Source organism: Halomonas sp. CKK8 (assembly GCF_029625235.1).
Classification (GTDB): domain Bacteria; phylum Pseudomonadota; class Gammaproteobacteria; order Pseudomonadales; family Halomonadaceae; genus Halomonas; species Halomonas ventosae.
The window spans coordinates 911,204-923,503 of the sequence record NZ_CP121193.1; the positions used below are offsets into that span (position 1 = coordinate 911,204).

General features: G+C 69.2%; 9 protein-coding genes. 4 read left to right on the forward strand and 5 right to left on the reverse strand.

Features of this window, described 5'->3' with window-relative positions:
- Positions 1-55 precede the first annotated feature (55 nt).
- Positions 56-556, forward strand: coding sequence for a sigma D regulator (gene rsd, locus P8934_RS04340; protein ID WP_133637901.1), 501 nt, complete (start codon positions 56-58; stop codon positions 554-556).
- A gap of 104 nt (positions 557-660) precedes the next feature.
- On the opposite strand, the gene P8934_RS04345 is transcribed toward rsd, so the two are convergent.
- Both P8934_RS04345 and P8934_RS04350 read right to left on the reverse strand, forming a co-directional pair.
- On the reverse strand, positions 661-3,723 hold the full coding sequence (locus P8934_RS04345) for an efflux RND transporter permease subunit (protein ID WP_278033106.1): 3,063 nt from the start codon (positions 3,721-3,723) through the stop codon (positions 661-663).
- A 1-nt stretch (position 3,724) separates the two neighbouring features.
- On the reverse strand, positions 3,725-4,843 hold the full coding sequence (locus P8934_RS04350; protein WP_278033107.1) for an efflux RND transporter periplasmic adaptor subunit: 1,119 nt from the start codon (positions 4,841-4,843) through the stop codon (positions 3,725-3,727).
- Between the two features lie 249 nt (positions 4,844-5,092).
- Between P8934_RS04350 and P8934_RS04355 the strand changes: the two genes are divergently transcribed.
- A complete protein-coding gene (locus tag P8934_RS04355) occupies positions 5,093-6,067 on the forward strand; it encodes a malate dehydrogenase (protein ID WP_106229850.1) in 975 nt (324 codons plus the stop codon).
- A 422-nt stretch (positions 6,068-6,489) separates the two neighbouring features.
- Here the strand turns inward: P8934_RS04355 and P8934_RS04360 are convergent, their stop codons facing one another.
- Both P8934_RS04360 and P8934_RS04365 read right to left on the reverse strand, forming a co-directional pair.
- Entirely contained in the window at positions 6,490-7,521 is a 1,032-nt protein-coding gene (locus tag P8934_RS04360) for an IS110 family transposase (protein ID WP_278031189.1), read from the reverse strand.
- Positions 7,522-7,653: 132 nt separating this feature from the next.
- Positions 7,654-8,310: an HAD family hydrolase gene (locus P8934_RS04365; protein ID WP_278033108.1), complete on the reverse strand. Its 657-nt coding sequence runs from the start codon at positions 8,308-8,310 to the stop codon at positions 7,654-7,656.
- Between the two features lie 197 nt (positions 8,311-8,507).
- On the opposite strand from P8934_RS04365, the gene P8934_RS04370 reads away from it, so the two are divergent.
- Positions 8,508-8,999 carry an RNA pyrophosphohydrolase gene (locus P8934_RS04370; RefSeq protein WP_106230003.1) on the forward strand — a complete coding sequence of 164 codons (492 nt, stop codon included), beginning with the start codon at positions 8,508-8,510 and terminating at the stop codon, positions 8,997-8,999.
- Between the two features lie 70 nt (positions 9,000-9,069).
- A complete protein-coding gene (gene ptsP / locus P8934_RS04375) occupies positions 9,070-11,331 on the forward strand; it encodes a phosphoenolpyruvate--protein phosphotransferase (protein ID WP_278033993.1) in 2,262 nt (753 codons plus the stop codon).
- A gap of 68 nt (positions 11,332-11,399) precedes the next feature.
- Here the strand turns inward: ptsP and P8934_RS04380 are convergent, their stop codons facing one another.
- Entirely contained in the window at positions 11,400-12,203 is an 804-nt protein-coding gene (locus P8934_RS04380; protein ID WP_278033109.1) for an NRDE family protein, read from the reverse strand.
- Positions 12,204-12,300: the final 97 nt, after the last annotated feature.

Here is a 12,300-nt window from a genome sequence, read left to right on the forward strand (position 1 = left end):
AACTCGCGGGTCGAATGCCCCGAGTGGCTGGCCGCATCGGGCAAGGGAGGCACCCATGCTGGAAGACTGCAAGAATGCCCTGGAGCGCTGGGGCGGCGTGCACGAGCTGATCGATCGCTGGCTCCACGAGCGCCGTGAGCTGCTGATCCATTTCGCCGCGCTGAAGCAGGCCTGTGACGCCGAGCTCGAGGCGGTGAGTGCGCAGCGCGTCGATACCTTCGGCGAGCTGCTGATGGACTACATCAGCGCCGGCCACTTCGAGGTCTACCCACAGCTGCGGGAGGAGGCCAAGGCCTTCGACGACCACCAGGCCCTGGAACTCGCCGACCGCCTGCTCGAGCGCCTGGAGATGTCCACCGAGCTGGTGCTCTCCTTCGATCGCGACTACGACAGTCCCGCCCGCGCCCAGCACCACATGCGTCGCCTCCCCGCCTGGCTCGACCGCCTGAGCCGAGGGCTCAGCGAGCGCTTCACCCTCGAGGACCAGCTGATCGCCCGCCTGCATGCGGCCCATGCGCCGGATGCCGCTCGCGCCGAGGCCGATACCCGCGCCTGAGCGCAACGCCCTCCCGCAAGGCAACGCCCCATCGCCTCCCGAGGGCGATGGGGCGTTGTCGTGTCGGGGGTCGTATCCGCCATCCGCACGGATGACGGCGCTGCCTAGAGCCGGCGGTCCAGCCGTGACCCGAGCACCAGCATGCAAGGGGTGAGCAGCAGGGTCAGGCCGGTGGCGAAAGTCAGGCCGCCGGCGATGGCGCTGGAGAGCTGGGTCCACCACTGGGTCGAGGGGGCGCCCAGCCCCAGGCTCGGCGTGATCAGGTCGACGTTGACACCCAGCACCATGGGCGCGAGGCCCAGCACCGTGGTCACGGCGGTGAGCAGCACCGGGCGCAGGCGCAGGCCACCGGCCTCGAGGGCCGCCTCCCCGGGGGCCAGCCCCTCGCCGCGCAGCTGGTTGTAGGTGTCGATCAGCACGATGTTGTTGTTCACCACGATGCCCGCCAGGGCGATGATGCCCATGCCCACCATGACGATGCCGAAGGGCTGGGCATTGGCGAGCAGGCCGAGCAGCACGCCGGCGGTGGAGAAGACGATGGCGGAGAGCACCAGCGCCGCCTGGTAGAGGCTGTTGAACTGCGTGACCAGGATCAGCGCCATCAGGCAGATCGCCACCAGGAAGGCGGTGGCCAGGAAGCGCATCGCCTGCTGCTGGTCCTCCTGCTCGCCGGCCACGTTCACCATCACCCCCTCGGGAGGCGCCTTGGCTGCCTCGAGCAGCGCTCGCAATCGTTCGTCGGCGCTCCGGTCCGGTTGCACGTCGGCCTCCAGCGTAATGGCCCGGCGCCCGTCGATGCGGTGCAGGGTGCCTACCTTGGGCGCGGGTTCCAGCGAGACGAAGTGCGATATCGGTACCTGGCCGCGGCGGGTATTGATGCTCAGGCGACCCAGCTGGTCCAGCGAGCGGGCCCCCTGCGGCAGGCGCACCCGGATATCCACCTCGTCGTTGACGCCGGCGGGGCGGTAGCTCGCCACCTGCAGCCCGGTGGTGATCAGCTGCACGGCACTGCCGACGCTTGCCACGTCGGTGCCGAAGCGGGCGGCGGCCTCGCGGTCCACCTTCACCCGCCACTCCACGCCCGGCAGGCTGCGGTTGTCCTCGATGTCGCGGAAGCCGCCCAGCTCGCCCATGGTCCGGCGCAGTTCGGCAACGGCCCGGTCGGCCAGGGCCGGCTCCTCGGCGCTGATCTCCAGCACGATGGGCTTGCCGCCGGCCGGCCCCATCTCCTGTTCGCGGAACTCCAGCTGGATGCCCGGCAGGTCGCGGGTGCGCTCGGCCATCTCGGCCAGGATCGCGCTGGCCGGGCGGCGCCGCTGCCAGTCGATCAGCTGGAACTGCAGCACCCCCACGACATCGCCGCCGAGCTGCTGGTCGGGCACGGCGAAGGAGCGCGCATAGAGCGCCTGGACCTCGCTCATGCCGGCGAGCCGCGCCTCGACCCGCCGCACCACAGCATCGGTCTCCGCGGCGGAGAAGTCGCCTCGCGAGCGCACCAGCACCTGGGCGGTATCGGGCTCGACGCTGGGGAAGAACTCGACACCGTGGTTGAAGCGGGCGTAGCCGGTGTAGATCAGCGCCATCAGCAGCAGGGCAACCAGCAGGGTGAGGCCCGGCCAGGCGAGCAGGCGGGCCAGCAGGCTCCGGTAGAGCCGCCCGCCGGCGGTGACCAGTTCGGCATCGCGGCTGGCGCCGGCGCTGCGCACGCCGAACACGCCGCCCAGGGTGGGCAGGAACACCAGCGCCATGGCCAGCGACGCCAGCAGGCAGAGGATCACCGTGATCGGCAGGTACTTCATGAACTGGCCCACCACGCCGGGCCAGAAGAGCAGCGGCACGAAGACCGCCAGGGTGGTGGCGGTGGAGGCGATCACCGGCCAGCTCATGCGCGTGGCGGCCCGGATCCAGGCCTCCCGCGGCGGCTGCCCCTGGCGAAGGTGGCGGTCGGCCAGCTCGCTGACCACGATGGCGCCGTCCACCAGCATCCCGGCGACCAGGATCAGCGCGAACATCACCACGATGTTGAGGGTATAGCCGAGGGCCCAGATCAGCAGGATGCCGGTGAGGAAGGCCCCGGGAATGGTCAGGCCCACCATCAGCGCCGAGCGCAGGCCCATGGCGGCCAGGATCAGCACCAACACCAGCACCACCGCGGTGACCACGTTGTTGAGCAGTTCCGAGAGGATGTCGCGCACGGTCTCGGACTGGTCGAGGATGGTGGTGATCTCCAGTTCGTCGGGGATCAGACCGGCCGCCTCGTCGAGCAGCCCCTGCACCTGGGCAACGGTGGCGATGATGTTGGCGCCGGCCCGCTTGGAGATCTCCAGCACCAGGGCCGGCTGGTCGTCGATGCGGGCGAAGCCCTCGGGGTCCTTGAAGGTGGGACGGATCCAGGCCACGTCACCGAAGGTCACCACCCGGTTGCCGTCGATCTTCACCGGCATCGCCATGACATCCTCGAGGCGCTCGATGATCCCCGGCACCTTGAGCGCCTGGCGTCCGGTGCCGGTGTCCAGGCTGCCCGCCGCCACCAGGCGATTGTTGCGGCTGACCAGGTCGAACAGGGTGCCGAAGTCGACCCCGTAGCTGTCGAGTACCAGGGGGTCGACGACGATCTCCAGCAGGTCCTCGCGGTCGCCACCGATCTCCACCTCGAGCACCTCGGGGATACCCTCGATCTCCTCCTGGAGGCGGCGTGCCACGGCCAGCCGCTGGCGCTCCTCCAGCGGGCCGGCCAGGCCGATGGAGAGCACCGGGAAGAGCGCCACGTTGACCTCCGTGACCCTCGGCTCGTCGGCCTCGGCGGGCAGCTCGGCGCGGGCGATGTCGACCTTCTCGCGCACGTCGGTCAGCGCCTGGTCGGGGTCGAAACCGGCATCGAACTCCAGGGTGACCGCGGCGTGGCCTTCACTTGCCTGGGCGGTCATCTTGCGCAGCCCCTCGATGCTGCGCAGCTCCTGCTCCATGGGACGCACCAGCAGCCGCTCGCCGTCCTCCGGGCTGACGCCCTCCAGCGACATCGAGACATAGATGATGGGGATGGTGACGTCGGGGTTGGCCTCCTTGGGGATCGCCTGCCAGGCGGCGAGCCCCGCCAGCAGCAGTGCGACCAGCAGCAGCAGGGTAGTGCGCGAGCGATCCAGCGCCGCCTCGATCAGGGAGCGCATGTCAGGGCACGTCCCCGGACGCGTCCGTGCCGGCCTGCGGGCTGACCGTCTCGGCGGGGACGGCCTCTACCCGCTCGCCGGCCTCGACGAAGCCGCCCCCCAGGGTGATCAGGCGGACCCGCTCGGGCAGCCCGGCCACCCGGGCGGTCTCGGCATCGGCGCTGACCAGCTCGACCGGGGTGAGGCGCACCCGGTCATTGTCGTCCAGGTGCTTCACCGCCAGCCGGCCGTCGCCATCGAGCTCGAGCAGGGCAGGGGAGAGGCGATGCACCCGGCGCTCGGGCAGGCGGATGACCAGGGTGGCGCTGGCACCGGCCAGGCGGCGTCCGTCGGGATTGGCCAGTGTCGCCTCGACGGGGAAGCTGCGGGTGCTCTCCTCGGCGCGGCTGGCGACGTGGCTCAGCTCGCCGGGGAGGTGCGTGCCGTCGAGCAGCTGGATCTCGACGGGCAGCCCGGGGGAAAGCGACAGGGCATCCCGCTGGGGGGCCGCGGCGAGGGCCTTGAGCCGCGAGTCATCGACCAGCCGGCCCCAGGCCTCGCCGACCTGCACCAGGTCGCCGAGCTCCACGTCGAGGCGGTCGAGCACCCCGTCGAAGGGCGCCTCGGGTCGGGTGTCGTCGAGCTGGCGACGCAGGGTGGCGACCTCCGCCAGGGCCTGACTGACGCCGCTCTGCAGGCGCAGGTAGTCGGGGTTGGAGATCAGCTCGCGGCGGCGCAGGGAATCGGCGCCGGCCAGTTCGGCCCGTGCCAGGGCCAGTTCGGCCTCGGCCTGTGCGAGCCGGGCGGGGAGTTCCTCGCGGGCCAGGGCCAGCAGCGTCTCGCCCTGGCTCACCCGTTCCCCGAGGGGCGCGGGCAGCGCCTCCACCCGGCCCGCCTGGCGGGCGCGCAGCGCCACCTCGCGGTGGGCCTCGAGCTGGCCCTGCAGCACCAGTCTAGGCGAGTGGGCCTGCGCCTGGCGCTCCGTCACCTCGACGCGGGTCAGCGCGGGGGGGGCGGCCTCGTCCCCCTCGGGCGGGGTATCGCGGAAGCCCTCGATGTCACCGAGTGCCAGCCAGACCAGCAGCAGGCAGGCCAGCCCGATGGCGAGCAGGACGGAGAGCGGGGGGAGACGACGAGGCATTCGGACCTTCCCTGGTGCGGCGCGACGTTCAAGAGCGGGGCCTTTCGGCCCGGGTCGGCAGGCCGCCAGCATAGCGCAGCGGATGGCGGGGTGTCGCCGGGGGTGCCGGACCTAGCCGCAGGTCGAATTGAGTTTTGTGCAGTGCAGGCATACCATCTTTGCGGTTCGAATTCCGGCCAGGGCAGGCGGCATGCCGGCCCGGCTTATCCTCACGGCGACAACCGCGCGTTGAAAACCCAAGGAGCCACCATGAAAGACCCCGTCCGTATTGCCATCACCGGTGCTGCCGGCCAGATCAGCTACTCGCTCGCCTTCCGTATCGCCTCCGGCGACATGCTGGGCAAGGACCAGCCGGTCATCCTGCAGCTGCTGGAGATCCCGCCGGCCATGGACGCCCTCAACGGCGTGGTGATGGAGCTCAACGACTGCGCCTTCCCGCTGCTCCAGGACATCGTCGCCACCGACGATGCCAATGTCGCCTTCAAGGATGCCGACTTCGCCCTGCTGGTCGGTGCCCGTCCGCGCGGCCCGGGCATGGAGCGCAAGGACCTGCTGGAAGCCAATGCGGCGATCTTCTCCGTGCAGGGCAAGGCGCTCAACGACAACGCCAGCCGTGACGTGCGCGTGCTGGTGGTGGGCAACCCGGCCAACACCAACGCCCTGATCGCCTCCTGCAACGCGCCGGACCTGGACGCGGGCCAGTTCACCGCGATGATGCGTCTGGACCACAACCGCGCCAAGACCCAGCTGGCCCAGAAGACCGGCAAGCACGTCACCGACGTCGAGCAGATGATCGTCTGGGGCAACCACAGCGCGACCCAGTATCCCGACCTGGCGCACTGCAAGGTGGACGGCACCTCGGCCTTCGATCTGGTCGAGCGTGACTGGTACGAGAACGACTTCATTCCCACCGTGCAGCAGCGCGGTGCCGCGATCATCAAGGCGCGCGGTGCCTCCTCCGCGGCCTCCGCGGCCTCCGCGGCCATCGACCACATGCGCGACTGGGCACTGGGCACCGACGAGGTGGTCAGCATGGGCATTCCCGCCGACGGCAGCTACGGCGTCGAGCCCGGCATCATGTATTCCTACCCGGTCGTCTGCAAGAACGGCAAGTACGAGATCGTCCAGGGCCTCGAGGTCAACGAGTTCAGCCGTGGCCGCATGAAGGCCACCGAGGACGAGCTGCGCGAGGAGCGCGCCGCCGTCGAGCACCTGCTGGGCTGATCGCCCTTCGGGCGAAGCGCCGAGCTACAAGCGAACCCCGAGGCCATCGCCTCGGGGTTCGTTTTTGTTCGGGAGCAACACACACTGATGGCCGCTTGGCCGCTTGGCCGCTTGGCCGCTTGGCCGCTTGGCCGTATATGGACTCCTCCTCGTTTGCAAACACGATGGTCGGTGGCGAGAAGGTACGACTGCCAGCGTATATCCGGTCTCGTTGATGGTGCCGTCCGGCACCGGACCTTGATGGGCTATGCGCACGTTGGGTTCCATGACGCTTGGACGAGCTTTGCTGGCTCTGGGCCAAGCACGGAATGACCCCACGTCGGTTCGACCTGTTCGCCATCTCTCAGCGTGTCTTGCAATCGTGGCAGGTGGGACGAGTGGCCACGGCGGTGTGACGGTCCGCTGGCCAGGAGCAGGCGGCGTTAGCCAGCCGCCAGAGCCGGATTATAGGGCGTCTGGTGGCGCGTCATGGCCCAGGCCAATCGTGCCATCTTGTTCGCCAAGGCCACGATGACCACGTTGGGATGCTTGCGTAACGCCAGCGTATTGAGCCACTGGCTGAGCGGGTCGCTCTTCTTGGCGGCATGCTGCAGTACCGCGCGGGCACCATGTACCAACAGCTTGCGCAGGTACCCATCCCCGCGCTTGGTGATCCCTAGCAATCGCTGACGGCCCCCGGTGCTGTGCTGCCGGGGGACCAGCCCCAGGGAGGCGGCAAAGTCGCGCCCCCGCGAGAAGGCTTGGCCATCGCCGAGGGCACTGGCCAGGGCACTGGCGGTGAGCGGCCCGATACCGCACACCGCCAGCAGGCGTCGCGCGACCGGATCGTGCTGAAGGTGCTGGGTGATGTGGGCATCGAGCGCGGCAATCCGTGCATCGAGATGGCGCAGGTCCTCAGCCAGACCGGCGAGCAGTCCCCGGAAGGCCTCGGTCAGACCGTTGTCGGCGTCTTCCAGCCACTGTGGCAGGGCGGCGCGTAGCTGGGCCAGGCCGGTGGGCGCGACCAGGCCGTACTCACCGACCAATCCACGGATCTGATTGGCCTTGGCCGTGCGCTGGCCGACCAGTTCCTCGCGGATACGGTGGCTGGCTTGGGTATCCTGTTGGGCGACCGTCTTGACCGGCACGAAGCGCATTTGTGGTCGGCTCATGGCTTCACAGATCGCTTCGGCATCGACACGATCGTTCTTGTGGCTCTTCACGTAGGGTTTGACGAACTGGGCAGCGATCAGTCTGACAGGATAGCCGTATTGCTGAAGGGCTCGGGCCCAGTAATGGGCGGAGGCACAGGCCTCCATGCCGATCGGGGTTCCCTTGGGGACTCGCGTGAGCAGGGCCTTCAGCCACCGGTGACGGGGATACTGGCCACGCCATTGCACTTGGCCATGGCGGTCCACGCCATGCACATGGAAGACGGATTTTGCGAGATCGACACCTACCCGACTAATGTTCATTTGGGCTCCTCCTCATCCACAGGCTGGTGGAAGTAGCTAACCCCTCCAGTGTGGCGCATTGACGCCGGGAGTAGGGTGAGGAGGAGTCCATCCCATTGCTTGGCCGCTTGGCTGCTTGGCTGCTTGGCGCTGTCAGTCCCTCAGGCTGATGATCTTCCAGCCCCGCGCCTCGGCGACCTCGCGCAGGCTGGGGTCGGGGTCCACCGCCACCGGGTGGTCGACCCGCTCCAGCAGTGCCAGGTCGTTGTGGGAGTCGCTGTAGAACCAGCTGCCGTCCAGGGTCAGGTCCCTGTCGGCGAGCCACGCCTCGAGGCGCTTGACCTTGCCCTCCCGGTAGCTGGGGATGCCGGTGGAGCGTCCGGTGTAGCGGCCGTCGACCACCTCGGGCTCCACGGCGATCAGCTCGTCGATGCCCAGGCGCTCGGCAATGGGGCCGGTGATGAAGCGGTTGGTGGCGGTGACGATCAGCAGGGTGTCGCCGCGGGCGCGGTGGCGGGCCACCAGCTCCTCGCCCCGGGGCAGGATATGCGGCTCGATCTTGCTGGCCATGAACTGCTGGTGCCAGGCGGCGAGTTGCTCGGGGCTGTGCTCGGCGAGCGGGCGCAGCGCCACCGCCAGGAAGGCCTGGATGTCCAGGGTGCCGGCCTCGTAGTCGGCCAGGAAGCGGTCGTTGGCCTCGCGGTAGGCCACCGGGTCCACGGCGCCCTGCTCCAGCAGGAACTCGCCCCAGGCATGGTCGCTGTCGGTCGACAGCAGGGTGTTGTCCAGGTCGAAGATGGCCAGGCTCACTGCATTCCCCTCTGGTGGTCTCGAAAGCGTTTCTAGGTCGTGACAAGGTCGGCGATTATGGCAGAAGCGCCGTCGCGCTTCGAGCGCCGGGCCGGCGCGGATGAGGACGCATTCACGGCTTACAGCTTGGTCGTATTGATGCCCTTTGCGGCCTTGTGGAAGAATGGCGTCAATACTGGATTCATAAGGTGAAGTCCGTGATCGACGCTGACGGCTTTCGCCCCAATGTTGGCATCATCATCGCCAACGAGCAGGGGCAGCTGCTTTGGGCGCGTCGGGTAGGACAGAATGCGTGGCAGTTTCCCCAGGGAGGCATCAAGGCTAACGAGACTCCGCAACAGGCACTTTTTCGTGAGCTGCACGAGGAGATCGGCCTGACCGCCGACGACGTCGAGATCCTTGCCTGCACCCGGGGCTGGCTGCGCTACCGCCTGCCGCGACGCATGGTTCGTACCCACTCGAGGCCGGTGTGTATCGGCCAGAAACAGAAGTGGTTCCTGCTGAGGATTCGCTGCCAGGAGAGCCGGATCTGCATGGACATGTCCGGCAAGCCGGAATTCGACGGCTGGCGATGGGTCAGTTACTGGTATCCCCTGGGACAGGTCGTGCCCTTCAAGCGGGAGGTCTACCGCCGCGCCCTGCGCGAGCTCTCCCCCCGGGCCCAGCGGCTGGCCCTTGGCCATGGATAAGCCGAAGGCCTGACGGCCGCGCCATTCCTCAGCGAGGCGAGAGACAACCACAATGGAAAAGAAGACGCCGATGCTCGAGGTGTTGCGACGCATCATCCAGGAGGTCAACGGGGCCCGCAACCTGGAAGCGGCCCTGGCCACCATGGTGCGGCGCATCCGCAAGGCGATGCGCACCGACGTGTGCTCCTTCTACCTCTTCGACAGGACCATCGACCGGCTGGTGCTGATGGAGACCATCGGCCTGCGCGCCCAGGCCGTGGGTCGGGTCAGCCTGCAGGTGGGCGAGGGGCTGGTGGGCCTGGTGGCCAAGCGCGAAGAACCGCTGAACCTGGAAGACGCCCAGGCCCACCCCCAGTTCCTCTACTTCGAGGCCACCGGCGAGGAGCGCTACTCGAGCTTTCTCGGCGTGCCGATCATCCACCAGCGCCGCATGCTGGGGGTACTGGTGGTGCAGCAGTCCGAGAAGCGCCGCTTCGACGAGGAGGACGAGGCCTTCCTGGTCACCATGGCCGCCCAGCTGGCGGGCGTGCTGGCCCATGCCCTGGCGACGGGCGGCCTCAACCGGCCGAGCATCCCGGGCGGGCAGGCGCGCTTCACCGGGGTGGCGGCCTCGCCGGGCATGGCCATCGGCGAGGCGGTGGTGATCGCCGCCCCGGCGGACCTCAACAGCGTGCCGGACCTGATCCCCACCGACGTGGAGTACGAGATCGCCCGGCTCAAGGAGGCCATCGGCCGGGTGCGCGACGAGATCCGCGCCGCCGGCGAACGCCTGGCCAGCCGCATCTCCGCCCAGGAGCTGGCGCTGTTCGATGTCTACCAGCAGATGCTCAGCGAGGCGGCGCTCTCCCAGGAGGTCGAGAAGCGTATCCGCGAAGGCCAGTGGGCGCCCGGTGCCCTGGCCGACGTGGTGCGCCGCCACGTCCAGTACCTGGAACGGGTCGACGACAACTACCTGCGCGAGCGCGCCGCCGACGTCCGCGACCTGGGGCGGCGGGTGCTGGCCCACCTGCAGGAGGAGACCCCCCAGACCCCGGACGTCTACCCCGACAGTACCATCCTGGTGGGCGACGAAATCAGCGTGGCGATGCTCGGCGAGGTGCCCCGCGAGAAGCTCGCCGGGCTGGTCTCGGTGCGCGGCTCCAGTACGTCCCACGTGGCCATCGTCGCCCGGGCCATGGGGATTCCCACGGTCTCGGGGATGGTCGACCTGCCGCTGCCGCGCCTCGGCGGCAACCGGGTGGTGCTGGATGGCCACCGCGGGCGCCTCTTCGTGCGACCCACGCCGGAGCTCGAGAGCCACTACCAGAGCCTGATCGACGAGGAGCGGGCGCTGATGGCGGTGCTGGAGCATGAGCAGGACCTGCCCAGCCGCACCCCGGACGGCCACGACATGCCGCTGATGGTCAACACCGGCCTGGCGGTGGATGCCGTGGCCTCGCTCAAGTCGCGGATCGGCGGGGTGGGGCTCTACCGCACCGAAGTGCCCTTCATGATCACCGAGCGCTTCCCCGGCGAGCAGGAGCAGACCCGCCTCTATCGTGAGCAGCTCGAGAGCTTCGCACCTCTGCCGGTGGTGATGCGCACCCTGGACATCGGCGGCGACAAGGACCTTCCCTACTTTCCCATCGAGGAGGCCAACCCCTTCCTCGGCTGGCGCGGCATCCGGGTCACCCTCGACCATCCCGAGGTGCTGATGGTGCAGCTGCGCGCCATGCTGCGCGCCTCCCAGGGGCTCGATAACCTGCAGGTGCTGCTGCCGATGATCACCAACGTCGACGAGGTCGACGATGCGCTGCGCCTGCTCGACCGCGCGATCCTCGAGCTCGGCGAGGAGGGGGTGGCGGTGAGCCGGCCTCCGGTGGGGGTGATGCTGGAGGTGCCGGCGACCCTCTACCAGCTCGATGCCCTGGCCCGGCGGGTCGACTTCTTCTCGGTGGGCAGCAACGACCTGACCCAGTACCTGCTGGCGGTGGATCGCAATAACCCGCGGGTCGCTGACCTCTACGACGCCTGCCATCCCGCCGTGCTCTCGGCCATGGCCCGGCTCGCCGAGGATGCCCGGCGCCTGAAGATGCCTACCTCGGTGTGCGGCGAGATGGCCGGCGATCCCGCCGGGGCCCTGCTGCTGATGGGCATGGGCTTCGATGCCCTGTCGATGAACGCCCCCAGCCTGCCGCGGGTGAGGGCGGCGATCCGTCGGGTGCCCCTCGACAGCGCCCGCGAGCTGGTCGCCGAGACCCTCAGGCTCGATTCGCCCGGTGACGTGCGCCATCACCTCGCCGAGCGCCTCGGCGGCTGGGACCTCGCCCACCTGCTGCCACCTCGCGACTGACCCGGCTTCGCCGGGAGCGGAAAGAGCGGCGCTTCGCGCCTGGAAGCCCGAAGGTGAAAGAAATGGCCTTATGCCTTGGGCGGTAAGGTCAGGCTACTTTCAGCTTTCAGCTCCAAGCGAAGCTGGGTCTCTCCCAGCCTGACCCCTTCCGGCCCGAAGCGCCGCTCGCCGATCTCTACCCGCCCGTCGCCGTGCCAGGCCAGCCAGGTGGAGGCGCGGGTGCCGTAGTCCCGGCCGATGATGAAGGGAGGCGAGAGTCGGCGTTCCATCTCGAGCCCCACGCCGGTTTCCGGCAGCTGGTCGTCATCGGCGGGGTGGGGGTCGCCGAGCACGGCCAGGGCGTCCTCGGGCCAGCGGCCACGGCGCAGGCTGGCGGCCAGCCCCTGGCGGGCGGCGATCAGCTTGGGCCAGGGAGTGTCCAGGCTGGCGTTGGAAAGCCCGTGCAGTCCCGGCGGGACGCGCCTCAGCCGGATGCCGTCGAGGCCCCGGTGGAGGTGCCAGAGCGTCTCGCCGTCACCGACCAGCAGGTTGAAGCCCGCATAGTGGCGAGCGGCCCCGTCGGATAGCCGATCCAGCCAGGCCGTCAGGTCGTCGTGTTCCAGGGCCTCGCGCACCAGGGCGCCGCGGCTGGGGGCTCCCGGCGGTACCTTGAGGCGCGGGTCGCGCACATTGGTGACGGCGGCGAAGCGGCCGCGGCGGTGCACCGCCAGCCAGGTGCCGCCGGCCTCCAGGTCGCGACCGCCGAGGATCCTTGGGGCATCCTCCCAGGCGCCCAGTGGGGCGGCCGGGCGGGCATGGAACTCGTCACGGTTGGCCACCAGGCGCAGCGGGCAGGCGCTGCCGGGGCGATGGTCGAAGGCGATCAGGCACATGGCGCCAGCTTATCCGGCCGGCCGGCCGGGGGGAAGGCGCCGTCATGACAGTCTTCCCCCGGCCGCGTACACTCTTTTCCTCCATCGTGCTTGCACA